Below are 26,565 nucleotides of genomic sequence, written 5' to 3'. Positions count from 1 at the left end.
CGGTCGCCCTCTCAGGCCGGCTACCCGTCGTCGCCTTGGTAGGCCACTACCCCACCAACAAGCTGATAGGCCGCGAGCCCATCCCCAACCGAAAAACTTTCCACCACCACCCGATGCCGGGGGCGGTCGTATCCGGTATTAGACCCAGTTTCCCGGGCTTATCCCAGAGTCAGGGGCAGGTTGCTCACGTGTTACTCACCCGTTCGCCGCTCGAGTACCCCGAAGGGCCTTTCCGCTCGACTTGCATGTGTTAAGCACGCCGCCAGCGTTCGTCCTGAGCCAGGATCAAACTCTCCAAACAATGCTTGGAAAAGTGGTTGAACCCAACCAAAAAGGAATCCGTCCATCCGAAGATGTGACGGGGTTATGCATGGTTTTCATGCACTGGCTTTTAACACACTGTTGAGTTCTCAAGAAACGGACGCGTACTTCCTCACCAGAACCCGTTCCCGGATCCTCGTTCAGAGGCGTTCATTTCGTCTTGCGTTCTTTCGTTGTGTCTCAATCTTAGCAAGTCCGCCGATTCAGTGTCAAATCCGGAGATTTGAACAAACCGGGCCAAATCTGGCTAGGATTGGACGCCTCGCTGCCGAGGCAACCCTCGTAACTTACCGTGTCATCCGGCACCTGTCGAATCAACCGATTATTCGGCGTGCTTCGGGCGCCCGAGGACAACCCATGCCAAAGCGCGTTGAAGCGCCTCGACCGAGGTGGCTTGTCATCTCAAGGGGCTTGTCCCGGGGCCCGTCCGCCTTGTCGGCGTCCGGCTCGCTCCGGGGACGAAGTGAAAGATTAGGTCGCGATCCGCGACACGTCAAATCGCCGGACGGGGACATGGCGGAAGGGGGGCCGGATCAAGGAGCGACGGCGCTGGTGACGGACGTCGAACGAGCCATCTCGGATCGCTGGGCGGGTTTGCGGGAGTCAGTTGAGGGTCGGCGGTGGTCGCCATGGCCGGAGGGCCGGATTCCGCCTGGCTCGGCGAGCGAGGGGGCGTGTGTAGGGCTTGGTGCCAGGCGCTGCGGCGTTCTCGTGAGAGTGCACAGGTCGGGGCGTTGATACAGACCGTCGACTCTTCGGGTGTCGGGCCGGTGGAGGTGCGGGGGCGATCGGGGACCGGAGACGATGGTCGGGTGGAGGGGCCCGTTCCGGCATACCGGATGGGGGGTCAGTTAAGAGGGCGGGCGGGGCTCGGGGGGCGCGTATTCTGCCCCGGTGACCACTGCCGCCACAATTGTTCCCGCAGTCCCACCCGCGACCCGCCCCCGCTCCTCCGCCCCTTGGTGGATGGCCTTGGTCGCGGGGGCGGTGGCGTTCTCGGGGACGGGGGCGGCCACCTTGAACGGTGACGAGCTGGCGACCATCAGCGCGGCTTCCCGGTCACTGCCGGGGTTGTGGGAGTTGGCCCAGAACATCGACGGGCACTTCCTGCCGTACTACCTGTTCATGCACTTCTGGGTGAAGGCGGGCACGGCTGAGCTGTGGCTGCGGTTCCCGTCGGCGGTGGCGATCGGCGTGGCGGCCTGGTTTCTGGCCGATCTCGGGAGGCGGCTGCACAGTGTGCGGGCGGGGGTGATCGGGGCGGCGCTGTTCGCGCTCCTGCCGTCCGTTTCCTATTACGGGGCGTTCGCCAGGTCTTACGCGTTCGCGGCGGCCGCGGTGGTGTTCTCGTTCTGGGCGTTGCGTCGGGCGGTGGAGCGTCCGGGTGGGCGGCGGTGGGTGGCGTACGGGGTGGCGGTGGCGTTGGTGTGCTGCACGCATCTGTTCGCGGTGCTGGCGCTGCCCGCGCATCTCGCGCTCGCCCGGCGCGGGATGTTGTTGCGGATGGCGGCGGCGCTCGGGGTCGGCGGGCTGCCGGCGGTCGTGCTGGGGCTGGTCGGGTTCGGGGAGCGGCATGCGATCAGCTGGATCCCGCAGCGGGGGCCGGAGGTGTGGCTCAAGTTCCCGAAGATGGCGGCGGGTTCGGCCGGGCTCGGGCTGCTGCTGTTCGCGGTCGCCCTGGCCGGGGCGGTGGTGCTGTGGAGGACGAAGGCCGGCCGGAGCGCCGGGGACCAGGTGCGGGGGCGGGATACGGCGGCGGGGTTCGAGGGGCGGTCGTCGCAGCGGGATGCGGTGCGGGGGGACGAGGAGCGATCGGCCTGGCGTGATCCGGTGCCCGGTGAGGGGGTGCGGTGGGCTGTTGCGGGGGTGGGGTGGCTGGTGTTGCCGCCGGTGTTGCTGCTCGCGGTCTCGCAGTTGGTGACGCCCGCGTACGTGGACCGGTATCTGTTCGTGACGGCGCCGGCGCTGGCGTTGCTGGCGGGCGTGGCCGTGGCGGCGGTGCCGCGCTTCCCGGTTCCGGCGGGGGTCGCGGTCGTGCTGGTAGGGGGCCTGCTCGCGGTCTCGGACCACGTGACGGTACGCGAGGAGAACGGCCGGTTCGAGAACGTCCCGTGGGCGTTGCGGGTGGTCAGGGCCGAGCCCGGGGACGCGATCGTGTACGGGCAGAGCCCGCTACGGGCCGGGTTCGACTACTACGCGGACTCGGCGATGCCCGACGACGTCCTGAAGGCGGGTGACGCGCCCGAGCCCGACGGATTCGGCTATCCGGAAAGGCCGGAGGTCGCGGCGGCGTTGAAGGGGCGCGAACGGGTGTGGGTGGTGTGGCGCGGCACCAAGCAGGCGGGGTTGCAGGGCGACTCCGTGCCGCGGGTGGCGCAGGTGCGGCGGGCGGGGTTCGAGGCCGTGTCCGTCAAGCACTCGGCGGATCTGCCGGGGCTGACGGTGGCCCTGTTCGAGCGGAAGTGACGGCGGAAGCGACAGCAAAATGACAATGGCGGGCCCCGAAGGACCCGCCTCGCCGCTGGGGGGTCAGGCGACCTCGACACCGCCGATCGACTTCTTGCCACGGCGCAGGACCATGAACCGGCCCGCCAGCAGGTCGGACGCCTCGGGCACGTACGCCTCGTCGGTGATCTTGACGTTGTTCAGGTACGCGCCGCCCTCCTTGACCGCGCGCCTGGCCGCCGACTTCGACTCGACCAGGCCGCTGTCGGCCAGCAGGTCGACGAAGGTCGCGCCGAGCTCGGTGACGGTGGCCTTGGGCACCTCCGCCAGGGCGGCCTCCAGGGTGGCGGCGGGCAGCTCGTCCAGCGAGCCCTGACCGAACAGCGCCTTCGACGCGGCCACCACCGCGGCCAGTTCCTCGCCCCCGTGAACCAGGGTGGTGAGGTCCTCGGCCAGCGCGCGCTGCGCCTCACGGGCGAACGGGCGGTCGGCGACGGCCTTCTCCAGCTCTTCGATCTCCTCGCGGGAGCGGAACGTGAACACCTTGAGGAAGCGCACCACGTCGCGGTCGTCGGCGTTGAGCCAGTACTGGTAGAACGCGTACGGGGAGGTGAGCGAGGCGTCGAGCCAGACCGCGCCGCCGGCCGTCTTGCCGAACTTGGTGCCGTCGGCCTTGGTGATCAGCTTGCCGGTCAGGGCGTGGACGTGCGCTCCCTCGACGCGCCTGACCAGGTCGACGCCGGCGGTGATGTTGCCCCACTGGTCGCTGCCGCCCACCTGGAGGTCGCAGCCGTGCCGGCGGTGGAGCTCAAGGTAGTCGTTGGCCTGGAGGATCTGGTAGCTGAACTCGGTGTAGCTCAGGCCCTCGCCCGCCAGCCGGGCCGAGACCGACTCGCGGGCCAGCATGCGGTTGACCGGGAAGTGCTTGCCGACGTCGCGCAGGAAGTCGATGGCCGACAGCTCGGAGGTCCAGTCGAGGTTGCTGACCAGCGTCGCGGCGTTGGGGCCGGGCTCGAACGACAGGAACTTCTCCACCTGGACCCGGATCTTCGCCACCCACTCGGCCACGACCTCGGAGGTGTTGAGCACCCGCTCGGTGCTGCGTCCGCTGGGGTCGCCGATCAGGCCGGTGGCGCCGCCCACCAGGCCGATCGGCTTGTGGCCGGCCCGCTGGAAGCGGGTGAGGATGAGCAGCGTGGCCAGGTTGCCCACATGGAGCGACGGCGCAGTCGGGTCGAAGCCCGCATAGACCGTGATCGGACCCTTCGACAGCGCCTCACGCAGGGCTTCGACGTCGGTGGTCTGCGCGAGGACGTCGCGCCATTCGAGCTCATCGAGAATGTCGGTCACGGTGCTGGCTTTCCAGTAGACGTTGAGGTGGTTACAGCGTGCCCGATCGTCCGGGGTGACCGCCACTTGGATACGCTCGGTGTCCATGTGGAGGGTCCGTCGCGAGCTGGCCGTTTTCAAGATCTTAGGGGCTCTGGCGTGCGCCGGGCTCGCCGTCTTCTGGTGGGTCGACGGGGACGTGCGCGGGGTGATCCTGGCGGTGCCGGCGGCCGTGCTGGTGGGCGGGATGGGGTTGCGCGACGTGCTGGTGCCGGTGCGGCTGGCCGCCGACGCCGACGGGATCACGGTGGTGCACGGGTTCGCCGGGCGGCGGCACGTGCCGTGGGAGGCGGTGAAGGACGTCAAGGTGGACGTGCGCCGGCGGTTCGGGCTGCGCAGCGAGATGCTGGAGATCGACACCGGCGACCACCTGCACGTCTTCAGCGCTCACGAGCTGGGGGTCTCCCCCACGGAGGTGGCCGCGGAGCTGCGCCGGCGCGGCACGTGAGCCCGGTACGGCGACACGGTCGGGTCGCCGTCGATCCAGAACCGCCACGGGGTGTCCTTTGCGGTCGAGACGCCGGTGCGCGGGCCTGACCTGATCGTGCCGGGGTCGGCGGGCCGGCCTTCGAGGACGGCGGCCGAGCCGTGGGGCAGGCCGGTGAGCCAGGTGGCGTGCTCCGGTCCGGCATCGTGCTCCGATCCGTGGCCGAAACGTCCGGCGCTTCCGGGGGTCCCGGTCAGGGGTGGCAGGGCCGCGGGTGAGCCTTCCCAGATCGCGTCCAGGCCGTTGTGCTCGCGCAGCAGGCCCAGCGCGACGGCCAGCCTGGCGGGGCCGCGGGCCAGGTCACGGTCAGGCACGCCCCTGGCGCGTCCGGCCGCGGCGGCCCGTCCCGCGGCAGAGGCGGGGGCGGACCGTCCCCCGTCGAAGGCCGCAGCGGTCCCGGCGGCGGAGGCCGGGGCGGGGGTGCGGCGGGTGCGGGCCTCGTCGAGGCCGGCGACGATCTCGCCGGCGCGGACCAGCACGGCCGAGCCATGGCCCTCGGGCAGGCAGACGAGGTTCGCGCAGAAGTGCATGCCGTAGGTGAAGTACACGTACAGGTGGCCGGGCGGGCCGAACATGACGGCGTTGCGGGGTGTCCTGCCGCGGTAGGTGTGGGCCGCCGGGTCCTCGCCGGGACCGCCGTACGCCTCGACCTCGGTGAGGCGGACGGCGACCGGCCCGTGCACGAGGACGCGTCCGAGCAGGTCGGGCGCGACCTCGTGCGAGGGCCGGTCGAAGAAACTCCGCGGCAGCGGCGCGGCGCTCAGTTTCCCGAGGCCCATGCCGCCTGGGCGTCGACCGCCTCGCGCAGGGCGACGAGCTGGTCGCGTACGCGGTCGGGGGCGGTGCCGCCGTGGGCCTTGCGGGCCGCCAGCGCGCCGGGCACGTTGAGCACGTCGCGGACGTCGGCCGTCAGGTGCGACGAGACCTTGGCCAGCTCGTCGTCGGACAGGTCGCCGAGGTCCTTGTCGTTGACCTGGCACCAGACCACCAGGTGGCCGACGGCCTCGTGCGCGTCGCGGAACGGCACGCCGCGCCGCACCAGCAGCTCGGCCAGGTCGGTGGCCAGGGCGAACCCGTCGGGCGCCGACGCCTCCATGCGGGCGGTGTTGACGCGCATGGTCGCGACCAGGCCGGCCATCGCGGGCAGGACGAGCAGCAGCGTGTCGACCGAGTCGAACACCGGCTCCTTGTCCTCCTGCAGGTCGCGGTTGTAGGTCAGCGGCAGGCCCTTGAGCGTGGTCAGCATCGACATCAGGTTGCCGATCAGGCGGCCGGACTTGCCGCGGGCCAGCTCGGCGACGTCGGGGTTCTTCTTCTGGGGCATGATCGACGAGCCGGTGGAGTAGGCGTCGTCCATCTCGATCCAGCGGAACTCCTGCGAGGCCCACAGGACGATCTCCTCGCCCAGCCGCGACAGGTGCACGCCGATCATCGCCGCGTCGAACAGGAACTCGGCGGCGAAGTCGCGGTCGGCGACGGCGTCCATCGAGTTGGGCGCGGCGGCGGAGAAGCCCAGCTCCTCGGCCACGGCCTGCGGGTCGAGCGGCAGCGAGGAGCCCGCCAGGGCGCCCGAGCCGAGCGGGGAGACCGCGGCGCGCTTGTCCCAGTCGGTGAGGCGGTCGATGTCGCGGGTGAAGGCGTGGACGTGGGCCAGGAGCTGGTGGCCGAAGGAGACGGGCTGGGCGTGCTGCAGGTGCGTCATGCCCGGCGCGGCGGTCTCGGCGTGCTCCTCGGCCTGGGCCATCAGCGCGGTCTCCAGCTCGACCAGGCGGGAGACGATGCTGCGCACGTGGTCGCGGAGGTAGAGGCGCAGGTCGGTGGCGATCTGGTCGTTGCGGCTGCGGCCCGCGCGCAGCTTGCCGCCGAGCGAGCCGAGCCGCTCCAGCAGGCCGCGCTCCAGGGCGGTGTGCACGTCCTCGTCGGCCACGGTCGGGCGGAACTCGCCCGCCTTGCAGGCGGCCTCCAGGTCGTCGAGCGCGCCGATCATGCGCTCCAGCTCGTCGTCGCTCAGCAGCCCCGCCCTGTGCAGCACGCGGGCGTGCGCCCTGGACGCCGCCAGGTCGTACGGCACCAGCCGCCAGTCGAAGTGCACGCTCACCGACAGCCGGGCCAGCGCGTCGGACGGGCCGCTCTCGAAGCGTCCGCCCCACAGCCGCATCGGCTTGCCATCACTCACCGTCATCTCCTCCATTTCCCACGCGACCATAGTGCAACTCAGCCCTTCTTTGCGTCAGGGGCGACCGCGATCCCGGCGATCGGGTCAACCACGCCGGTCCGCCACGCGCAGCAGCGCCTCCGCGACGGCCTGGCCGCCCATCGGATCGCGGCTGATGACCAGGATCGTGTCGTCGCCCGCGACCGTGCCGAGGATGGACTCCCAGTCGGCGTGGTCGATGGCGGAGGCGAGGAACTGGGCGGCGCCCGGCGGGGTTCTGAGCATGACCAGGTTGGCCGAGGCCTCGGCGGCCACGAGCAGTTCCTCGGCGATGCGGTGCAGCCGCGCCGCCGGGGTCTCGCCGCCGCCGGTCCTGGTGAGCGGGATGCGGTCGCCGCCCTCGCCGGGCAGCGCGTACACCAGGGAGCCGTCGTCGGCGCGCAGCTTGAGCGCGCCGAGCTCGTCCAGGTCGCGGGAGAGGGTGGCCTGGGTGACCTCGACCCCGCTCTCGGCCAGCAGCTTGGCCAGCTCGGGCTGGGAGCGCACGGCCTTGCGCTGCAGCAGGTCGGTGATCTTCGCCTGCCGCGCGGCCTTGGTCATCGGGATGGTCATCCGCGGGTCACCAGCCAGTGGAGCAGCGCCTTCTGGGCGTGCAGCCGGTTCTCCGCCTGGTCCCACACGACGCTGGCCGGGCCGTCGAGGACGTCGGCGGTGATCTCCTTGCCGCGGTAGGCGGGCAGGCAGTGCAGGACGATCGCCTCGGGCGCGGCGTGCGCCAGCAGCTCCGCGTTGACCTGGTACGGCAGGAACGCGGCCGCCCGCTCGTCGGCGCCGCTCTGCCCCATCGACACCCATGTGTCGGTGGCGATCACGTGCGCCCCCTGAGCGGCGGCGGCCGGGTCGGTCGTCGCGGCCACCGATCCGCCGGTCCTGGCCGCGACGGCGGCGGCCTGGCCGAGGATCTCGGCGTCGGGCTGGTAGCCGGCCGGGGCGGCGATCCGTACGTGCATGCCGGCCGTGGCGCCGCCGAGCAGGTAGGAGTGGGCCATGTTGTTGGCGCCGTCGCCGACGTAGGTCAGCGTCAGCCCGGCCGTGCCGCCCAGCCGCTCGCGGACGGTCTGCAGGTCGGCGAGGATCTGGCAGGGGTGGAAGTCGTCGGTGAGCGCGTTGACGACGGGCACCGCGGAGGCGGCGGCCATCTCCTCGACGAGCCGCTGCCCGGTGGTGCGCCACACGATGGCGGCCACCTGGCGGTCGAGCACGCGGGCGATGTCGGCGGTGGGCTCGCCCCTGCCCATCAGCACCGCGACGTTGTCGACGACGAGCGGCAGGCCGCCGAGCTCGCCGATGCCGGTGTGGAAGGAGACGCGGGTGCGGGCCGAGGGCTTGTCGAACAGGACGGCGACGGTCTTGGGGCCCTCGAACGGCCGGTAGCCGAGCCGGTCCTTCTTCATCGCGGCGGCCAGGTCGAGGACCTCCGTCTGCTCCTCGGGCGTCAGGTCGTCGTCCCTGAGGAAGTGTCTGACTTGCGCCGAGTCCGCGCGGTGCCTGGTCACGCCGACGCCTCCTTGAGGATCGCGGGGAACGCCTCGACGAAGGCGTTCACCTCCTCGTGGGTGACCACCAGCGGCGGCGCGAGGCGTACGGCGTCCGGCTGGAGGGCGTTGACCAGGAAGCCCGCCTCGGCGGCGGCCTGCTGCACCCGCGCCGAACGCTCCTCCGTCAGGACGGCGGCCAGCCACAGGCCGCGGCCGCGCACGCCCTTCAGCAGCGGGTGGCGGACCGCCTCCAGGCCGCCGCGCAGCCCGGCGGCCACCGACTTGACGTGGTCGAGGTCGAGGTTGTCCAGGACGGCCAGCGCCGCCGCGCACGAGACCGGGTTGCCGCCGAACGTCGAGCCGTGGTCGCCCTTGTCGAACAGCCGGCCGGCCTCGCCGAACCCGACGCACGCGCCGATCGGCAGGCCGCCGCCCAGCCCCTTGGCCAGGGTCAGGATGTCGGGCGTGACGCCGTCGGCCTGGTGGGCGAACCAGTGGCCGGTACGGCCGATCGCCGACTGGATCTCGTCGGCGACCAGCAGCGCGCCGGTGGCGTCGCAGATCTCGCGGGCGGCCTCGAAGTAGCCCTCGGGCGGCGGGACCACGCCGGCCTCGCCCTGCGTCGGCTCCAGGAACACCGCGATGCAGTCGCCGGTCACGGCCTCCTTGAGCGCGTCGGCGTCGCCGTACGGGACGAAGCGCACGTCCACGGGGAACGGGCCGAACTGGTCGCGGATGGCCTTCTTGCCGGTCAGCGACAGGGCGCCGATCGTCCGGCCGTGGAAGCCGTTCTCGGCGGCGACGAAGTAGGAGCGGCCCTCACGCTTGCCGTACTTGACGGCGAGCTTGTAGGCGGCCTCGTTGGCCTCGGTGCCGGAGTTGGCGAAGAAGATCCGGGCGGGGGCGTTGAGCAGGTCGAGCAGCCGCTCGGCGAGCAGCACCTCGGGCTCGTGCAGGAACAGGTTGCTGGTGTGGGCGAGCGTGGCGACCTGCTTGGAGACCGCCTCGACCAGGGCGGGGTGGGCGTGGCCGAGCGAGCTGACCGCGATGCCGCCGATGAAGTCGAGGTACTCCTTGCCGTCGACGTCCCAGACGCGGGTGCCCTCGCCGCGCGCCAGGGCGATCGGGGGGACGCCGTAGTTGGGCATGAACGCCTGCTCGAACCGCTCGTGGAGGCTCATGAGGGCATCACCATGGTTCCGATTCCTTCGTTGGTGAAGATTTCCAGCAGCATCGAGTGGGGCACGCGGCCGTCGAGGACGTGCGCCTGGGGCACTCCCCCGCGCACGGCGGTCAGGCACGCCTCCATCTTGGGCACCATGCCGCTGGACAGGTTGGGCAGCAGCTTCTCCAGCTCGTCGGCGTCGAGCTCGTCGATCACGTCGGTGTCGTCGGGCCAGTTGGCGTACAGGCCCTCGACGTCGGTGAGGACGATCAGCTTCTGCGCGCCCAGCGCCACGGCCAGCGCGGCGGCCGCGGTGTCCGCATTTACATTGTAGATTTCTCCGTCGGCGCCGACGGCGACGCTGGAGACGACCGGGATGCGGCCGTCGTCGATCAGCGCGCGCACGGCGCCCGGGTCGACCTTGACGATCTCGCCGACCTGGCCGATGTCCACGGGCTCGCCGTCGACGATGACGGGCTTGCGCTCGGCGGTGAACAGGCAGGCGTCCTCGCCGGACATGCCGATCGCGAACGGGCCGTGCCGGTTGATCAGGCCGACGATGTCGCGGCCCACCTGGCCGACCAGGACCATCCTGACGACCTGCATGGCCTCGGGCGTGGTGACGCGCAGGCCCGCGGTGAAGGTGGACTCGATGCCGTGCCTGTCGAGGGCGCTGCTGATCTGCGGCCCGCCGCCGTGGACGACGACCGGGCGCAGGCCGGCGTGGTGCAGGAACACGACGTCCTCGGCGAAGCCCTCCTTGAGGGACTCGTCGGTCATGGCGTTGCCGCCGTACTTGATGACGACGGTCGCGCCGGCGAAGCGGGTCAGCCAGGGCAGGGCCTCGATCAGCGCCTCGGCCTTGGTCGCCGCGGTGACGGCCCTCACGAGGAGTACGCCGAGTTCTCGTGGACGTACTCGGCGGTCAGGTCCGTGGTGTGGATCGTGGCGCTGTGGCGGCCGGCCGACAGGTCGATGGTGATCGTCACGTCGCGGGGGCGCATGTCGACCTTGGTGCGGTCGTCGCCGACGGAGCCGTCGCGGCAGATCCAGATGCCGTTGATGGCGACGTTGACGCGGTCGGGCTCGAAGGCGGCCTTCGTGGTGCCGACGGCGGCCAGGACGCGGCCCCAGTTGGGGTCCTCGCCGTGGATGGCGCACTTGAGCAGGTTGGAACGGGCGACGGTGCGGCCCACCTCGACGGCGTCGTCCTCGGAGGCGGCGCCGACGACCTCGACGGCGATCGCCTTGGAGGCGCCCTCGGCGTCCACGAGGAGCTGCCTGGCCAGGTCGGCGCAGACCTCCTGCACCTTCTGCCCGAACTCGGCCAGGTCGGGCCTGACCCCGGCGGCGCCGCTGGCCAGCAGCAGCACGGTGTCGTTGGTGGACATGCAGCCGTCGGAGTCGAGCCGGTCGAAGGTGGTGGCCGTGGCGGCGCGCAGGACGGCGTCGAGCTCCTCGCTGGTCAGGTCGGCGTCGGTGGTGATCACGCAGAGCATGGTCGCCAGGGCGGGGGCGAGCATGCCGGCGCCCTTGGCCATGCCGCCGACCATGTAGCCGTCGGCCCGCTTGAAGGAGATCTTGGAGACGGTGTCGGTGGTGCGGATGGCGTCGGCCGCGGCCAGGCCGCCGTCGCGGGACAGCTGGCCCGCGGCGGTCTGGACGCCGGTCAGCAGGGCCTCCATCGGCAGCCGCTCGCCGATCAGGCCGGTGGAGCAGACCGCGATCTCGCCCGCGCTGTCGCCGAGGGCCTCGGCGACCTTCTCGGCGGTGGCGTGGGTGTCCTGGAAGCCCTCGGGGCCGGTGCAGGCGTTGGCGCCGCCGGAGTTGAGCACCACCGCGCGCAGCCGCCCGCCCGCCAGGACCTGCTGCGACCACAGCACGGGGGCGGCCTTGACGCGGTTGGCGGTGAAGACGCCGGCGGCGGCGCGGCTGGGGCCGTCGTTGACGACGAGGGCCAGGTCACGGGCGTCGCCGGACTTGATGCCCGCGGCGACGCCCGCGGCCCGGAAGCCCAAGGGGGCGGTGACACTCATGGAGCAACTCCTGTCAGGGGAAGGCCGAGCTCTTCCGGCAGGCCGAGGGCGAGGTTCACGCTCTGGATCGCGCCTCCGGCCGTGCCCTTGGTGAGGTTGTCGATGGCGATGACGGCGACCACGCGGCCGGCGCGCTCGTCGAGCGTCACCTGAAGGGCGGCGGTGTTGGCGCCGTACGTCATGGAGGTGGCCGGCCAGACGCCCTCGGGCAGGAGCCGGACGAACGGCTCGGCCTTCAGCGCGACCTCGTAGGCGGTGCGCAGCGACTCGCGGGTGAGGCCGGGGACGGCGGGGGCGGTGCAGGTGGCCAGGATGCCGCGGCTCATGGGGGCCAGGGTGGGGGTGAAGGAGACGCGTACGGGTGCGCCGGCGACGGCGGACAGCCCCTGCTCCATCTCGGGCGTGTGGCGGTGGACGCCGCCCACGCCGTACGCGCTGACCGAGCCCATGACCTCGCTGCCGAGCAGATGGGACCTGGGCGCCTTGCCCGCGCCGCTGGTGCCGCTGGCGGCCACGACGACCACGTCGGGACCGGCCAGGCCCGCGGCGAAGGCCGGCCACAGGGCCAGCAGGACCGAGGTCGGGTAGCAGCCGGGGACGGCGATGCGCCGGGCCTTCTTCAGCGCCTCGCGCCCGCCGGGCAGCTCGGGCAGGCCGTAGGGCCAGGTGCCGGCGTGGTCGCCGCCGTAGAACTCCCGCCAGGCCGCGGGGTCGGCGAGCCGGTGGTCGGCGCCGCAGTCGACCACGATCGTGTCCTCGCCGAGCTGGGCGGCGACGGCGGCCGAGTGGCCGTGCGGCAGCGCGAGGAAGACCACGTCGTGCCCGGCGAGCACGCCGGGCGTGGTCTCCTCCAGGACGCGGTCGGCGAGCTGCGGCAGGTGCGGCTGGTGGGCGCCGAGCAGGTCGCCCGCGCTGGAGGCCGCGGTGAGCGCGCCGATCTCGAACTCGGGATGGCCGAGCAGGAGGCGGAGCAGCTCACCTCCGGCATAGCCGCTCGCTCCCGCGATCGCTGCTCTCATCCGGCCCTCCTGCATAGTTATGCACCCTATCTCATGACCTTGCTTGTGAAGATGATGCACTCAAGAGGATGATTATGCAAGCTGAGACGGCCCGCGCCGGTGACAGGGGCATGTCCCAGTCCTTTCCAGGCCAACCCCAAGTGGCGGGCGGGATGCTGCCTGGCATGAGCGACTTCCTGCCCGATCTCACCTTCGTCGCCCCTTCGCGCGGGCGCGGTCCCGGGCCGTTCGGGCGCGCCGTCCTCGTGCTGCTCTGGGTGGGGATCTGCGTGCTGCCGGCGGTGCTCTCGATCCCCGACTTCCGGCTGGCGACCGGCCGGACCGGCACGCCGGGGACGCTGACCGTGCTCTCCTGCGCCGACCTGGGCCAGGGCCGCTACGACTGCAAGGGACGCTTCACGCCCGACTCCGGCGGCCCGGCCGTCCCGGTGGACGCCTCCCCCGACTCCTCGGTCGGCGACGTGACGCGGGCCCAGCTCACGCCCGAGGGCGACCGGGCGGCGCCGGCCGGGACCAGGGGCGTGCTGGCCGCGGCGGCACTGCCCGGGGTGGGGCTGGGCGGGATCGGGTTCCTGCCCTACGTGCTCCTCTACTGGTCCGGGGCGGGACGGCGGGCCAGGCGGTCCGCCGCGGCGGCGGGCTGGGTGATCACCGCCACCGGCGCGCTGGTGACGGTCGTGGGGATGGTCGCCGCCTACTCCTGAGGACGCCGCCATGGTCCCGTGATGGCGAAGACGTGGCCCGGCGACTGGATGCAGGCGTACAGGGTGGAGCCGGTGGCGTCGAAGGTGGGGCCGGTGAACTCGCTCTCGTTCAGCTCGTTGCGGGCCAGCGGGTAGCCCGCGCCCTTCCTGGTGACGCCGACGAGATGGCTGACGCCCTCGCCGTCCTCGGCCAGGATCACGCCGCCGTACGGGGAGACGGTGATGTTGTCGGGGCCGTCGAAGGAGGTGTCCTGGGCGGGGTCGGGGTTGAGGCCGAAGACGGTCCGCAGGGTGACCGTGCCGGACCGGGGGTCGTGGAACCACACCTGGCCGTCGTGCTCCTTGAGGCTGCCGTCGGCGGCGCGGGCGTAGCTGGCCACGAAGTAGGCGCCGCCGTCGCCCCAGTAGGCGCCCTCCAGCTTGCGCGAGCGGGTCACCTGGCCGTCGGCGAACTGGGAGCGCACCGAGACCGTACGGGCGTCACGGTCGGGGACGTCCACCCAGCGCACCCGGTACCGGGTGCCCGGCGCGGTGGCCTCCGACAGGTCGGCGACCTGCCGGGAGCCGTCGTAGCAGCTCATCGCCTGGAGGCGGCCCGCCGTGTCGCCGCCGGAGGAGGTGGCCAGGGCCCGCAGCGCGCCCCTGCCCCCGTGGAAGCCCGGCGGCGGGGTCCAGCGGAAGTAGAGGCCGTGGGGGGCGGTGGCGTCCTCGGTCAGGTAGATCGCGGACGTGCGGGGATCGACGGCGACGGCCTCGTGGGAGTAGCGGCCCAGGAACTTCAGGGGCACCGGGTCCTGGTTGGAGCGCTGGTCGAAGGCGTCCACCTCGAAGACGTAGCCGTGGTCGCGCTGGAAGGCGCCGCCGGCCCGCTGCTCGGTCTCCTCGCAGGTCAGCCAGGTGTTCCAGGGGGTGCGTCCGCCGGCGCAGTTGTTGTGGGTGCCGGCCAGGCTGACGTACTCCCTGACCCGCGCGCCGCGGCGGCTCACCTCGACGGTGGTGGTGCCGCCGCCCGCGCCGGGGTCGTAGGTGAGGCCGGGCAGGGCGGGCACCCGGTACGGCTCGCTCCCGCCGATCTCGTGGTTGCAGACCAGGACGGTGCCCCGGCGGCCGGTGAAGCAGGCCATGCCGTCGGGGTCGCTCGGGGTGGGCTCGCCGCTGTCCAGCAGGGTGCGGCCGGTCTCGGCGACGAGGGTGTAGGAGAACCCGGCGGGCAGGGCCAGCAGGCCGGCCGGGTCGGGGACGAGGGGGCCGTACCCGGCCTCGGCCCGGGTGGCGGCGCGGGCCGCGCCGGGGCCGGCGATGGCCTCCACGCTGCCCGCGAGAACCACGCCGAGACCGCCGGCCGCGCCGCCGCGGAGGAACGAACGACGGGACACCGGTGCTGACACGGGCTTCGCCTCCCTGGAGGGTCGGGGGTGCCGCGGGTCCTCCGCGGGTCTGCGGAGGACCCGTCTCCATGTGTCGCACAGATGCGGCGCGGAATCCACGCCGATCGCATTTTGGATATTTCGGTCAGGGGCGGAGGGCGGGCCGCCCCCGGGACGGCCCGCCACGGGTCACCTCAGGAAGGCCGCGGCGACGCCCGCGTCCACCGGGACGTGCAGGCCCGTGGTGTGGGTCAGGTCGGACCCGGCGAGCGCGAAGACCGCCGCGGCCACGTGCTCGGGCAGGACCTCGCGCTTGAGCAGGGTGCGCCGGGCGTAGAACTCGCCCAGGCGCTCCTCCTCCACGCCGTACACCGCCGCGCGGTTGGCGCCCCAGCCGGAGGCGAAGATGCCCGAGCCGCGCACGACGCCGTCGGGGTTCACGCCGTTGACGCGGACGCCGTGCTCGCCCAGCTCGGCGGCCAGCAGGCGGACCTGGTGGGCCTGGTCGGCCTTGGCCGCGCCGTAGGCGACGTTGTTCGGCCCGGCGAAGACGGCGTTCTTGGAGGAGATGTAGACGATGTCCCCGCCCATCGCCTGGCCGATCAGCACCCGGGCGCATTCGCGGGAGACCAGGAACGAGCCGCGCGCCATCACGTCGTGCTGGAGGTCCCAGTCGTCCAGGCTGGTCTCCAGCAGGGAGCGCGACAACGACAGGCCGGCGTTGTTGACCACCAGGTCCACGCCGCCGAAGGCGAGCACGGCGGCCCGTACGGCGGCCACGACCTGCTCCTCGGACGTGACGTCCACCCCCACGGCCACGGCCGCGTCGGACGCCCGGTACGCCCCGGCGCCGATCTCGGCGGCGACCTTCTCCGCGGCGCCCAGGTCGCGGTCGGCGAGCACCACGCACGCCCCTTCGGCCGCCAGCCGCCGCGCGGTCGCCGCGCCGATGCCCGAGCCCGCGCCGGTGATCAGCGCCACCCGCCCGGCCAGCGGCTTCGGCTTCGGCATCCGGCGCAGCTTGGCCTCCTCCAGCTCCCAGTACTCGATCCGGAACTTCTCCGACTCCGGGATGGGCGCGTAGGCGGAGACGGACTCGGCGCCGCGCATGACGTTGATCGCGTTGACGTAGAACTCGCCGGCCACGCGGGCGGTCTGCTTGTCCTTGCCGAAGGAGAACATGCCGACGCCGGGCACCAGCACGATCGCCGGGTCCGCTCCGCGCATCGGCGGCGAGTCCGGGCCGGCGTGGCGCTCGTAGTAGGCGGTGTAGTCGGCGCGGTAGGCGGCGTGCAGCTCGCGCAGCCGCTCGACGGCCCGCTCCAGGGGCGCGTCCGGCGGCAGGTCCAGGACCAGCGGGGCGACCTTGGTGCGCAGGAAGTGGTCGGGGCAGGACGTGCCGAGCGCGGCCAGGCGCGGATGTTCGACGCGGGAGAGGAAGTCCAGCACCTCCGGGGTGTCGGTGTAGTGGCCGACCTGCCGCAGGTCGGAGGAGGCCAGCCCCCGCACGACCGGGAACAGCGCGGCGGCCCGCGCGTGCCGTTCGGCCTCCGGCAGCGGCTCGTGCAGCACGGACCCGAACGGGTCGGGGCGGCCGTTGGCGGCCAGGTACTCCTCGGCGGTGCGGATGATCTCCAGCGAGCGGGCCTCGCACTCCTGCGAGGTGGCGCCCCAGGCGGTGATGCCGTGGCCGCCGAGCACGCACCCGACGGCCTGCGGGTTGGCCTCCTTGACGGCCGCGATGTCCAGGCCGAGCTGGAAGCCGGGCCGCCGCCAGGGCACCCACACCACGCGGTCGCCGAAGACGCGCCGGGTCAGCTCCTCGCCGTCGCGGGCGGCGGCCAGGGCGATCCCGGCGTCGGGGTGCAGGTGGTCGACGTGGGCGGCCTCGACCAGGCCGTGCATGGCGGTGTCGATCGAGGGGGCGGCGCCGCCCCGGCCGTGCAGGCAGTAGTCGAAGGCGGCGACCATCTCGTCCTCGCGCTCGACGCCGGGGTAGACGCCGGCGAGCGCGCGCAGGCGGTCCAGGCGCAGGACGGCCAGGCCGTCCTCCTTGAGCGTGCCGAGGTCGCCGCCCGAGCCCTTGACGTAGAGCAGCTCGACGTCCTGGCCGGTCACCGGGTCGGGGGCGTGGCCCTTGGCGGAGGTGTTGCCGCCGGCGAAGTTGGTGTTGCGCGGGTCGGCGCCCAGTCGGTGCGAGCGGCCCAGCAGTTCGTTGATGACGTGCATGGTGGTCAGGCCCCCCAGCCGGCCTGCGTGCCGCCGATCCGCTCGGCGGCGATTTTCTCGAAATATCCGGACTTGGCGTACGCGGCCATCGGGTCGGGCGCGAGGCCCGTCTCCTCACGCAGCTCGGCGAGCAGCGGCCGCACGTCGGTGTTGTAGGCGTCCATGAGCACGGCGTTCGCGCCCAGCACGTCTCCCCCGGCCTGGGCGGCTGCCAGCGCGTCCCTGTCGACCAGCAGCGCCTTGGCGGTGGCCTCCTGGACGTTCATGACCGAGCGGATCTGGCCGGGGATCTTGGGCTCGATGTTGTGGCACTGGTCGAGCATGAACGCCACGCCCGCCTCCAGGCCGCCGCCGCGCGCGACCTCGTACATGATGCGGAAGAGCTGGAACGGGTCGGCCGCGCCCACCATGAGGTCGTCGTCGGCGTAGAAGCGGGAGTTGAAGTCGAAGCCGCCGAGCTTCCCCTCGCGCAGCAGGAACGCCACGATGAACTCGATGTTGACGCCCGGCGCGTGGTGACCGGTGTCCACGACGACCTGCGCCTTGGGGCCGAGCCTCAGGCAGTGGGCGTAGGCGGTGCCCCAGTCGGGCACGTCGGTGGTGTAGAAGGCGGGCTCGAACAGCTTGTACTCCAGCAGGAAGCGCTGGTCCCCGCCGAGCCGGGCGTACACCGCGGCCAGGGCCTCGGCCAGGCGGTCCTGGCGGGCGCGGATGTCGTCCTGGCCGGGGTAGTTGGTGCCGTCGGAGAACCACAGCTTGAGCGTGGCCGAGCCGGTGGCGTCCATGATGTCGACGCACTCCAGCAGGTGCGCCAGCGCCTTGCGGCGGACCGCGGGGTCGGGGTTGGTGACGCTGCCGAGCATGTAGGCGTCGTCCTGGAAGACGTTGGAGTTGATCGCCCCGATGCCGACGCCCAGCTCGCGGGCGTGGGCGGCCAGGTGGCCGTAGTCGGCCACCTTGTCCCAGGGGATGTGCAGGGCGACGGTGGGGGCGACGCCGGTGTGGGCGTGCACCTGGGCGGCGTCGGCCAGTTTCTCGTACGGGTCGCGCGGCACGCCCCGCTGCGCGAACACCTTGAACCGGGTGCCGCTGTTGCCGTACGCCCACGACGGGGTCTCGATGTGCAGCGCGCGCAGGGCGGCCTTGATGTCAGTGGTCATGACTTCCCGATCAGTCCAGGTGGAACACTTCGTCCAGCGGCCGCATGCCCTCGTCGGGCCGGCCGTCGAGGTCTTCGAAGAAGGGCGCCATCTCGGCCTGCCAGCGGGCGTTGACCTCGGTGGCGGCCATCGCCTCCTTCGCGGCCTCGAAGTCGGCGGTCTCCAGGTAGCCCACGAGCAGGCCGTCGTCCCGCAGGAAGAGCGAGTAGTTGTGCCAGCCGGCGCGGCGCAGCGCGTCGAGCATGTCCGGCCAGACGGCCCGGTGGCGTTCGCGGTACTCCGCCAGCCGCTCGGGACGGACCTTGAGCAGGAAGCAGGCGCGTCGCACGGTCACCCCTCTTCAAAACGTTTTAATGCGTCGCCGGAAAACTACGATCTCTCGCGGACCGCTGTCAATGCGCCCCCCCTGCCACGTGGGCGGTACTGGCCAACATCACGTTGGTACGTTTTAATGGGGCGCCATGGCCATGGTCAGCATCAAGGACGTCGCCGCCCACGCCGGCGTCTCCCCCGGCACGGTCTCCAACGTGCTGAACAGACCGGCGAAGGTCGCCACGGCGACCCGCGAACGGGTGGAGGCCGCGATCCGGGAGCTGGGGTTCGTCCGGCACGGCTCGGCCTCGACCCTGCGCGCCGGCCACAGCCGGACGATCGGCCTGAGCGTCATCGACATCGGCAACCCGTTCTTCACCGAGGTCGCCGCCGGGGTCGAGGACGTCGCCAGCGAGCTGGGCTACGCGGTGATCCTCGGCAACTCGGCGGGCTCGCCCGGCAAGGAGGAGCGCAATCTGGGCGTGCTGGCCGAGCAGCGGGTGCGCGGCGTGCTGATCACGCCTTCGGGCGAGGACCCGGCCCGGCTGGACCGGCTGCGCGAGCGCGGCATCAGCGTGGTGCTCGTCGACCATCCGGCCCACCGCCCCGACCAGTGCGCGGTCGCGGTGGACGACGTGGCGGGCGGCCGGGCCGCGGTGGCGCACCTGCTGGCCAGAGGCGGGCACGCGAGCGGTCACAGCGTGGCGTACGTGACCGGGCCGCTGACCATCCGCCAGTGCGCCGAGCGGCGGCGGGGCGCGGCGGAGGCGCTGGCGGCGGCCGGGCTGGACCCGGGCTCGCTGCGGGTGGTCGAGGCGGCCGCGATGACCGCCCGCGCGGGCGAGAAGGCCGCCGCCGACCTGATGGCGGACGGCCTGCCCGAGGCCGTGTTCTGCGCCAACGACCTGCTCGCGCTGGGCGTGCTGCGGGCCCTGCTGCGCGCCGGGGTGCGGGTGCCCGACGACGTGGCCCTGATGGGCTACGACGACATCGACTTCGCCGCCGCCTCCGCCGTGTCGCTCAGCTCGATGCGGCAGCCGACGTACCAGCTCGGCCGCATCGCCACCGAACTGCTGCTGGACGAGTGCGACAACCCGGACGAGCACGCCCACCAGCACATCATGTTCCAGCCCGAACTGGTCGAGAGGGAGTCCACCCAATGAGCCGATTCGCCGCCGTGGACCTGGGCGCCTCCAGCGGCCGGGTGATGGTCGCCGACCTGTCGGACGGGCTCGCCACGTCCGAGGTCCACCGCTTCCCCAACGGCCCGGTCCGCCTGGCCGGCCGCCTCCACTGGGACGTCCTGGGCCTCTACCGCGAGATCCTCACCGGCCTGCGGGCGGCCGGGCCGGTCGGCTCGGTCGGGGTCGACTCGTGGGCCGTCGACTACGGCCTGCTCGACGAGTCCGGCGCGCTGCTCGGCAACCCGGTCCACTACCGCGACGACCGTACGCGGGGGGTGGCCGGGCAGGTGGCCGAGACGGTCGGCGCCGAGGCGCTGTACGCGGTGTCCGGGCTCCAGGTGCTCCCGTTCAACACCGTCTACCAGCTCCTCGCCGACGACCGCCTGGACCAGGCCGCGACGATGCTGCTGGTGCCCGACCTGATCGGCTACTGGCTGACCGGCGAGCTGGGCGCCGAGGTGACCAACGCCTCGACCACGGGCCTGCTCGACGTGCGCACCCGGTCCTGGGCGGCGCCGCTGATCGACCGGCTGGGCCTGCCCGGGGGCATCTTCCCGCGGCTGCGGCAGCCCGGCGAGCCGGTCGGCGGGCTGCGCCGCGACGTCGCGGCCGAGATCGGCTTCTCCGCGCCGGTGCGGGCGGTGGCCTCGCACGACACCGCCTCGGCGGTGGCCGCCGTGCCGGCCGGCGGGCCCGCCTTCGCCTACATCTCGTGCGGCACCTGGTCGCTGGCCGGGGTGGAGCTGACCGGCCCCGTGCTCACCGAGGCGGGCCGGGCGGCCAACTTCACCAACGAGGCCGGGATCGACGGGACCGTCCGCTACCTGCGCAACGTCATGGGGCTGTGGCTGCTGCAGGAGTGCCTGCGGGCCTGGCCCGGCTCCTCGCTGGAGGACCTGCTGGCGGCGGCGGCCCGGGAGCGTCCCTTCGCCGCCGTGGTCGACCCGGACCTGCCCGCGTTCCTGCCGCCGGGCGACATGCCCGCGCGGATCGCCGCCGAGTGCCGCCGCACCGGGCAGCGGCCGCCCTCGACGCCCGCGGGCTTCGTGCGCTGCGTGCTGGAGAGCCTGGCGCTGGGGCACCGGCACGCGATCCGGCAGGCGATGGAGCTGTCGGGCCGCGACGTCGAGGTGGTGCACCTGGTGGGCGGCGGGTCGCGCAACGAGCTGCTGTGCCGGTTCACGGCCGACGCCTGCGGCCTGCCGGTCGTGGCCGGGCCCGCCGAGGCGACCGCGCTCGGCAACGTCCTGGTGCAGGCGCGGGCGGCCGGGCTGGTCTCCGACCTGGCCGGGATGCGCGCCCTGGTGGCCTCCACGCAGGAGCTGCGCCGGTACGAGCCCTCCGGCGACGCGAGCGCCTGGGACGAGGCCGCCGCCCGCCTGAACTGACCCGGCCCGTCCCCGCACATACGCCTTTGACCTGGCACTTCGGTTTCCTCCTGGCGGCGAGGGGGAGGACGAAGTCCAGGGGCACGGGCGCCGGGGGGAACGCGATGCCGAGCAAGGAGCGGGTGCTGCGGCTGCTGTCGCAGGGGCTGGACTACGCCGAGATCGCCAGGTTGCTGGGGGTGCCCGCGGGACGGGCGTACCTGATCGCGACGGGCGTGCCGGCCGACGGGAGCGACGCCGTGGCGCGCCGCCGGGGACGGCCGGGCCTGCTGACCGGCCGCACCCAGCAGCTGGTCAACCCGCGCGAGGTCGGGCCGGTCGAACGCGGCGACGTGCACGCCTGGATGCGCGAGCGGGCCTGGAGCGACCGGCGCATGCGCCAGGCGGGGACGTGAGCGGCATGGGGTTCTCCTGGCCGCTGCTGCGGCAGCTCACCGGCAAGGACAGGCTCGGCCGGGCGGCGGCGGTGAAGTCGCCGCGCACGGGCGAGCACCCGGCCCGGACGGCCGCCGCCGACCGCGTGGTCAAGTCGGTGTGCCCGTACTGCGCGGTGGGCTGCGCCCAGAACGTCTACGTCAGCGACGAGAAGGTCGTGCACATCGAGGGCGATCCCGACTCGCCCATCAGCAGGGGCCGGCTGTGCCCGAAGGGCGCCTCCAGCCTCCAGCTCACCACCGGCTCGGGCCGGCTGAACAAGGTGCTCCACCGCCCGCCGGGCGCCGCCGACTGGCGGGAGATCGACCTGGAGACCGCCATGGACATGGTGGCCGACCGGATCATCGCCACCCGCCGGGCGACCTGGGAGTGGGAGAACAAGGGCCGCCGGGTGGCCCGCACGATGGGCATCGCCAGCCTGGGTGGCGCGACGCTGGACAACGAGGAGAACTACCTCATCAAGAAGCTGCTCACCGCGCTCGGCGTGGTGCAGATCGAGAACCAGGCGCGGGTGTGCCACAGCTCGACCGTGGTGGGGCTGGGCACGTCGTTCGGGCGCGGCGGGGCCACGACGTTCCTGCAGGATCTCCAGCACTCCGACTGCGTGCTGATCCAGGGGTCGAACTTCGCCGAGGCGCATCCGGTCGGGTTCCAGTGGGTGATGGAGGCCAAGGCGCGCGGCGCGGTGGTCATCCACGTGGATCCGCGCTTCACCCGTACCAGTGCGCTGGCCGACCTGCACGTGCCGATCAGGGCGGGCTCGGACGTGGCCTTCCTCGGCGCGATCGTCAACCACGTGCTGGAGAACGAGCTGTTCTTCCGCGACTACGTCCTGCACTACACCAACGCGTCGACCATCCTGCGGGAGGACTACCGCGACGCCGAGGACCTCGACGGCCTGTTCTCCGGCTTCGACGCGGAGAACCGCTGCTACGAGGACGACACCTGGCAGTACGAGGGCATGCACACCGTCGCGGCCTCCGGCGAGCGGGACGAGGACTACGACCGCCCGGCGGGCAGCATGCCGGCCGGCCGCCCCGAGGTGCAGGGAGGCACCGGCGTCCCGCTCAGCGGCGAGCCGCGGCGGGACGAGACGATGCGGCACCCGCGCTGCGTGCTGCAGGTCCTGCGCCGCCACTTCGCCCGCTACACGCCGGAGATGGTGCAGCGGGTGTGCGGGGTGCCGCCGGAGCTGTTCGCCCAGGTCTGCCGGCACCTGACGGAGAACTCCGGGCCGGAGCGGACCGCCGAGTTCGTCTACGCCGTGGGCTGGACGCAGCACAGCGACGGCGCGCAGTTCATCCGCACGGCCAGCATCCTGCAACTGCTGCTCGGCAACATCGGCCGCCCCGGCGGCGGCATCCAGGCGCTGCGCGGGCACGCCAGCATCCAGGGCTCCAGCGACATCCCGACGCTGTTCAACCTGCTGCCCGGCTACATCCCGATGCCGCACGCCCACGAGCACGAGAAGATGCGCGACTTCCTGCGCGCCGACGCCTCCTGCCGCGGCTTCTGGGCGAACATGCCCGCCTACCTGGTGAGCCTGCTCAAGGCGTGGTGGGGGCCGGCCGCGACGCGCGACAACGACTTCCGCTTCGACTACCTGCCGCGCCTGACGGGCTCGCACAGCACGTACGACACCGTGCTGGCGCAGCTCGACGGCACCTGCAAGGGCTACCTGCTGCTCGGCGAGAACCCGGCCGTGGGCTCGGCCAACTCCCGGATGCAGCGCCTCGGCATGGCGCGGCTCGACTGGCTTGTGGTGCGCGACCTCAACCTGATCGAGAGCGCCACCTGGTGGAAGGACGGCCCGGAGATCGAGACCGGCGAGCTGGTCACCTCCGAGATCGGCACCGAGGTGTTCTTCTTCCCCGCCGCGGCCCACACCGAGAAGAGCGGCAGCTTCACCAACACCAACCGCTGGCTGCAGTGGCACCACCGGGCCGTCGAGCCGGACGGCGACGCGCGCAGCGACCTGTGGTTCATGTACCACCTCGGGCGCATCATCCGGCGCAAGCTGGCCGGTTCCGCCGACCCGATGGACCGTCCCCTGCTCGACCTGACCTGGGACTACCCGGTCGAGGGCGAGACGGCCGAGCCGGTCGCCGAGGCGGTGCTCGCCGAGATCAACGGCTGGGACGCCGAGGGCCGCCCGCTCGACGCCTACACCCAGCTGAAGGACGACGGCTCGACGGTGTGCGGCTGCTGGATCTACTGCGGCGTGTACGCCGGCGGCGTCAACCGGGCCGCCCTGCGTCAACCGGCCGCCGAGCAGGACTGGGTCGCCGCCGGGTGGGCGTGGGCGTGGCCGGCCAACCGGCGGGTGCTCTACAACCGGGCCTCGGCCGCGCCCGACGGCCGTCCGTGGAGCGAGCGCAAGAAGCTCGTCTGGTGGGACGAGGAGGCCGGCCGCTGGACCGGGCTCGACGTGCCGGACTTCGAGGAGGGCAAACCGCCGTCCTACCGGCCCGAGCCGGGGGCGCAGGGCCCGGCGGCCTTGTCGGGCATCGACCCGTTCATCATGCAGGCCGACGGCAAGGGCTGGCTGTTCGCCCCCTCGGGCGTGGTGGACGGCCCGCTGCCCAGCCACTTCGAGCCCCAGGACTCGCCGGTCGCCAACCCGCTCTACGGGCGGCAGCGCAACCCGGCCCGCAAGCTCTACCGGCACGAGGACAACCGTTACCAGCCGAGCGGGGAGGAGCCGGGCGCGTCGGTCTACCCGTACGTGGTGACCACGTACCGGCTGACCGAGCACTTCACGGCGGGCGGCATGAGCCGGCACACGCCGTACCTGGCCGAGCTGCAGCCGGAGATGTTCTGCGAGGTCTCGCCCGAGCTGGCCGCCGAGCGCGGGCTCGTGCACGGCGAGTGGGCCACGGTCATCACCGCGCGCGGCGCCATCGAGGCGCGCGTGCTGGTCACCGACCGGATCGCGCCGCTGCACCTGAACGGCAAGGTCATCCACCAGATCGGGCTGCCGTTCCATTTCGGCCCCAACGGTCTGGCCAGGGGCGACGCGGCCAACGAGCTGGTCTCGATCTCGCTCGACCCCAATTCCCACATCCAGGAGGTCAAGGCCCTGTCGGCCGACATCCGCCCGGGACGCAGGCCACGCGGCCCGGCCCTGCCGGAGCTGGTGCTGGCCTACCGGCGGCGGGCGGGCGTGACCGAGGACACCGGAACGGAGGTGTGAGCCGTGGCCTTCGACCTCGACCGGGCGCCGCTCGACGCCGGATACGACGACCCGCCCAAGCGCATGGGCTTCTTCACCGACACCAGCATCTGCATCGGGTGCAAGGCGTGCGAGGTGGCCTGCAAGGAGTGGAACGCGGTGCCCGAGGACGGCCTGCTCTTCACCGGCATGTCCTACGACAACTCCGTCGGGCTCGGCGCCGACACCTGGCGGCACGTCGCGTTCGTCGAGCAGCGCAAGCCGCTCGGCCACCAGGAGACCGGCGCCCGTGACATGGACTTCCGCTGGCTGATGGCCTCCGACGTGTGCAAGCACTGCACGCACGCGGCCTGCCTCGACGTCTGCCCGACCGGGTCGCTGTTCCGCACCGAGTACGGCACGGTCGTCGTCCAGGAGGACGTCTGCAACGGCTGCGGCTACTGCGTGCCCGCCTGCCCGTTCGGGGTGATCGGCCGGCGCGAGACGAGCGGCACGGCCGCCAAGTGCACGATGTGCTACGACCGGCTGGAGGTCGGCCAGGAGCCGGCCTGCGCCAAGACGTGCCCGACGGACTCCATCCAGTTCGGCGAGCTGGACGAGCTGCGTGAACGCGCCGACCGCCGCCTGGAGCAGGTGCGCGCGGCGGGCGCGTCCTCGGCCCGCCTGTACGGCCACGACCCCGCCGACGGCGTGGGCGGCACCGGCGCCTTCTTCCTGCTGCTGGACGAGCCGCAGGTGTACGGCCTGCCGCCGGACCCGGTGGTGACCACCGCGGATCTGCCGTCGATGTGGCGGCACGCCGGCGCGGCGGCGCTGGTGCTGCTGGCCGGGATGGCCGTGGCGGCCTGGAGGAGGGGCAGATGAGCAACCAGACCGACGTGCGCCTGGACGACGCGCCCGGCCTGCGCACCGAGCGCGAGGCCACGCCCGGCTCGGCGGGCCGCGGCGGGCGTTCCCTGCGTCCGCCCGAGCCGGAGGCCGAGTCCTACTACGGCCTGCCGGTCCTGAACGGCACGCCCTGGAGCGACCACGACATCGCCGGCTACCTGTTCCTCGGCGGCCTGGCCGGGGCCTCCTCCACGCTGGCGGCCGCCGCCGAGCTGACCGGACGTCCGGCGCTGGCCCGCGCCGCCAAGGTCGCCGCCGTGGGCGCGGTCGGCGGCTCGCTGTACGCGCTGATCCACGACCTGGGCAAGCCCTCGCGCTTCCTCAACATGTTGCGGGTGTTCAAGGTGACCTCGCCGATGAGCGTCGGCACCTGGATCCTGAGCGCGTACGGGCCGCAGGCCGGGCTCGCCGCGGCCACCGAGCTGACCGGGCGGTTCCCCCGGCTGGGCCGGGCGGCCACGGTGGGCGCGGGGCTGGCCGGGCCTGCGCTGGCCACCTACACCGCCGCGCTGATCTGCGACACGGCGGTCCCGGCCTGGCACGACGGGTTCAGGGAGATGCCGTTCCTGTTCGCGGGCTCGGCCGCGGCGTCGGCGGGCGGGCTCGGCATGCTGGCCGCGCCGCTCGCGCAGGCGGCCCCGGCCCGGCGGGTGGCGCTGCTGGGCGCGGCTCTGGAGTGCGCGGCGGCCGTCCGCATGGAACGCCGGATGGGCCTGACCGCCGAGCCGCTGCGGCGCAGCCGGCTGCTCAAGGCGGGGCAGGCGCTGTCGGTCGCGGGCGCGCTGCTCGGGCAGGGCCTCGGCCGCCGCAGCAGGGTCGCGGCGATGGCCGCCGGGGCTGCCCTGCTGGCCGGGTCGGTGTGCACCCGGTTCGGCGTCTTCCACGCCGGGACGGCCTCGGCGCGCGACCCCCGGTACACCGTCGAGCCGCAACGACAGCGGCTCGCCAAGTCGAGAGCGGAGCGTGATCTCACATGAGAAGAGTCGCCGAGTACCTGCCGTTCATGGGCATCGTGCTGGTCGTCTGCACGGCGTCCTGGATCGCGGGCAGGAGCAGGCCGGCCAGGCGCGCCTGAGCCCGTGCGGGCGGGCCCGGCCGGATCCGGCCGGGTCTGGCCGGATCCGTGCGCGGATCGGTCGGTGGGGCTTACGCTGTCAGCGGCGGCGCGGGG

The 26,565-nt window shown here is 72.7% G+C and carries 22 protein-coding genes and 1 rRNA gene; 9 read left to right on the top strand and 14 right to left on the bottom strand.

The features are described from left to right. Window positions 1–301: ribosomal RNA gene (locus tag ABZ815_RS29300) — 16S ribosomal RNA — on the bottom strand; the annotation flags it as partial. Window positions 302–1,287: 986 nt separating this feature from the next. Here ABZ815_RS29300 and ABZ815_RS29295 point away from each other — a divergent pair. Next, on the top strand, window positions 1,288–2,787 hold the full coding sequence (locus tag ABZ815_RS29295; protein WP_357703416.1) for a glycosyltransferase family 39 protein: 1,500 nt from the start codon (window positions 1,288–1,290) through the stop codon (window positions 2,785–2,787). 63 nt (window positions 2,788–2,850) lie between these two features. Here ABZ815_RS29295 and tyrS read toward each other — a convergent pair whose 3' ends face one another. Beyond that, on the bottom strand, window positions 2,851–4,116 hold the full coding sequence (gene tyrS, locus ABZ815_RS29290; protein WP_357703413.1) for a tyrosine--tRNA ligase: 1,266 nt from the start codon (window positions 4,114–4,116) through the stop codon (window positions 2,851–2,853). 85 nt (window positions 4,117–4,201) lie between these two features. On the opposite strand from tyrS, the gene ABZ815_RS29285 reads away from it, so the two are divergent. Beyond that, entirely contained in the window at window positions 4,202–4,603 is a 402-nt protein-coding gene (locus tag ABZ815_RS29285) for a PH domain-containing protein (protein WP_357703411.1), read from the top strand. On the opposite strand, the gene ABZ815_RS29280 is transcribed toward ABZ815_RS29285, so the two are convergent. The 8 genes from ABZ815_RS29280 to argC all read right to left on the bottom strand — a co-directional run bounded on the left by ABZ815_RS29280 (window position 4,543) and on the right by argC (window position 12,555). After that, the gene (locus ABZ815_RS29280; RefSeq protein WP_357703409.1) at window positions 4,543–5,421 is read right to left on the bottom strand and encodes a DNA-3-methyladenine glycosylase; all 879 of its coding nucleotides are present in this window, start codon (window positions 5,419–5,421) and stop codon (window positions 4,543–4,545) included. The genes ABZ815_RS29285 and ABZ815_RS29280 overlap by 61 nt on opposite strands. Next, window positions 5,403–6,824 carry an argininosuccinate lyase gene (argH, locus tag ABZ815_RS29275; protein ID WP_357703407.1) on the bottom strand — a complete coding sequence of 474 codons (1,422 nt, stop codon included), beginning with the start codon at window positions 6,822–6,824 and terminating at the stop codon, window positions 5,403–5,405. The genes ABZ815_RS29280 and argH overlap by 19 nt, the downstream gene beginning before the upstream one ends. A gap of 78 nt (window positions 6,825–6,902) precedes the next feature. Next, window positions 6,903–7,409 (bottom strand): arginine repressor, encoded by a 507-nt coding sequence (locus tag ABZ815_RS29270; RefSeq protein WP_357703405.1) that lies wholly within the window; start codon window positions 7,407–7,409, stop codon window positions 6,903–6,905. Then, on the bottom strand, window positions 7,406–8,353 hold the full coding sequence (gene argF, locus ABZ815_RS29265) for an ornithine carbamoyltransferase (RefSeq protein ID WP_357703402.1): 948 nt from the start codon (window positions 8,351–8,353) through the stop codon (window positions 7,406–7,408). The genes ABZ815_RS29270 and argF overlap by 4 nt, the downstream gene beginning before the upstream one ends. Further along, entirely contained in the window at window positions 8,350–9,516 is a 1,167-nt protein-coding gene (locus tag ABZ815_RS29260) for an acetylornithine transaminase (protein ID WP_357703399.1), read from the bottom strand. The genes argF and ABZ815_RS29260 overlap by 4 nt, the downstream gene beginning before the upstream one ends. After that, complete coding sequence (gene argB, locus ABZ815_RS29255; protein WP_357703397.1) at window positions 9,513–10,388, bottom strand: acetylglutamate kinase; 876 nt, start codon at window positions 10,386–10,388, stop codon at window positions 9,513–9,515. The genes ABZ815_RS29260 and argB overlap by 4 nt, the downstream gene beginning before the upstream one ends. Beyond that, window positions 10,385–11,536, bottom strand: coding sequence for a bifunctional glutamate N-acetyltransferase/amino-acid acetyltransferase ArgJ (argJ, locus tag ABZ815_RS29250; protein ID WP_357703395.1), 1,152 nt, complete (start codon window positions 11,534–11,536; stop codon window positions 10,385–10,387). Before argJ ends, argB begins: the two co-directional genes overlap by 4 nt. Further along, window positions 11,533–12,555, bottom strand: coding sequence for an N-acetyl-gamma-glutamyl-phosphate reductase (gene argC, locus ABZ815_RS29245; protein ID WP_357703394.1), 1,023 nt, complete (start codon window positions 12,553–12,555; stop codon window positions 11,533–11,535). The genes argJ and argC overlap by 4 nt, the downstream gene beginning before the upstream one ends. Window positions 12,556–12,719: 164 nt before the next feature. On the opposite strand from argC, the gene ABZ815_RS29240 reads away from it, so the two are divergent. Further along, on the top strand, window positions 12,720–13,259 hold the full coding sequence (locus ABZ815_RS29240; protein WP_357703392.1) for a hypothetical protein: 540 nt from the start codon (window positions 12,720–12,722) through the stop codon (window positions 13,257–13,259). Here ABZ815_RS29240 and ABZ815_RS29235 read toward each other — a convergent pair. From ABZ815_RS29235 to ABZ815_RS29220, 4 genes are all read right to left on the bottom strand, one after another. Next, window positions 13,250–14,647, bottom strand: a complete 1,398-nt coding sequence (locus tag ABZ815_RS29235) for an alkaline phosphatase PhoX (protein ID WP_357703390.1) — start codon at window positions 14,645–14,647, stop codon at window positions 13,250–13,252. The genes ABZ815_RS29240 and ABZ815_RS29235 overlap by 10 nt on opposite strands. A 168-nt stretch (window positions 14,648–14,815) precedes the next feature. Further along, window positions 14,816–16,855, bottom strand: coding sequence for a bifunctional aldolase/short-chain dehydrogenase (locus ABZ815_RS29230; protein ID WP_357703388.1), 2,040 nt, complete (start codon window positions 16,853–16,855; stop codon window positions 14,816–14,818). Between the two features lie 5 nt (window positions 16,856–16,860). Further along, the gene (gene rhaI / locus ABZ815_RS29225; RefSeq protein WP_357703386.1) at window positions 16,861–18,015 is read right to left on the bottom strand and encodes an L-rhamnose isomerase; all 1,155 of its coding nucleotides are present in this window, start codon (window positions 18,013–18,015) and stop codon (window positions 16,861–16,863) included. Between the two features lie 10 nt (window positions 18,016–18,025). Further along, window positions 18,026–18,343, bottom strand: coding sequence for an L-rhamnose mutarotase (locus tag ABZ815_RS29220; protein WP_357703384.1), 318 nt, complete (start codon window positions 18,341–18,343; stop codon window positions 18,026–18,028). A gap of 133 nt (window positions 18,344–18,476) precedes the next feature. Here ABZ815_RS29220 and ABZ815_RS29215 point away from each other — a divergent pair, with 133 nt between their 5' ends. The 6 genes from ABZ815_RS29215 (at window position 18,477) to nrfD (ending at window position 26,371) form a co-directional block, all read left to right on the top strand. Further along, complete coding sequence (locus ABZ815_RS29215) at window positions 18,477–19,490, top strand: substrate-binding domain-containing protein (RefSeq protein ID WP_357703382.1); 1,014 nt, start codon at window positions 18,477–18,479, stop codon at window positions 19,488–19,490. Further along, window positions 19,487–20,899 (top strand): rhamnulokinase family protein, encoded by a 1,413-nt coding sequence (locus ABZ815_RS29210; RefSeq protein WP_357703380.1) that lies wholly within the window; start codon window positions 19,487–19,489, stop codon window positions 20,897–20,899. Before ABZ815_RS29215 ends, ABZ815_RS29210 begins: the two co-directional genes overlap by 4 nt. A gap of 104 nt (window positions 20,900–21,003) precedes the next feature. Continuing rightward, complete coding sequence (locus ABZ815_RS29205) at window positions 21,004–21,294, top strand: hypothetical protein (protein ID WP_357703378.1); 291 nt, start codon at window positions 21,004–21,006, stop codon at window positions 21,292–21,294. Window positions 21,295–21,299: 5 nt separating this feature from the next. Beyond that, window positions 21,300–24,527 carry a formate dehydrogenase gene (gene fdh, locus ABZ815_RS29200; RefSeq protein WP_357703430.1) on the top strand — a complete coding sequence of 1,076 codons (3,228 nt, stop codon included), beginning with the start codon at window positions 21,300–21,302 and terminating at the stop codon, window positions 24,525–24,527. 63 nt (window positions 24,528–24,590) lie between these two features. After that, the gene (locus tag ABZ815_RS29195) at window positions 24,591–25,370 is read left to right on the top strand and encodes a 4Fe-4S dicluster domain-containing protein (protein ID WP_357703428.1); all 780 of its coding nucleotides are present in this window, start codon (window positions 24,591–24,593) and stop codon (window positions 25,368–25,370) included. Beyond that, a complete protein-coding gene (gene nrfD, locus ABZ815_RS29190) occupies window positions 25,367–26,371 on the top strand; it encodes an NrfD/PsrC family molybdoenzyme membrane anchor subunit (protein ID WP_357703376.1) in 1,005 nt (334 codons plus the stop codon). The genes ABZ815_RS29195 and nrfD overlap by 4 nt, the downstream gene beginning before the upstream one ends. The last annotated feature ends 194 nt before the right edge of the window (window positions 26,372–26,565 follow it).

The organism is Nonomuraea sp. NPDC047529 (assembly GCF_040642995.1).
GTDB lineage: Bacteria > Actinomycetota > Actinomycetes > Streptosporangiales > Streptosporangiaceae > Nonomuraea.
This window is presented reverse-complemented; position numbering and strand designations above follow the sequence as displayed.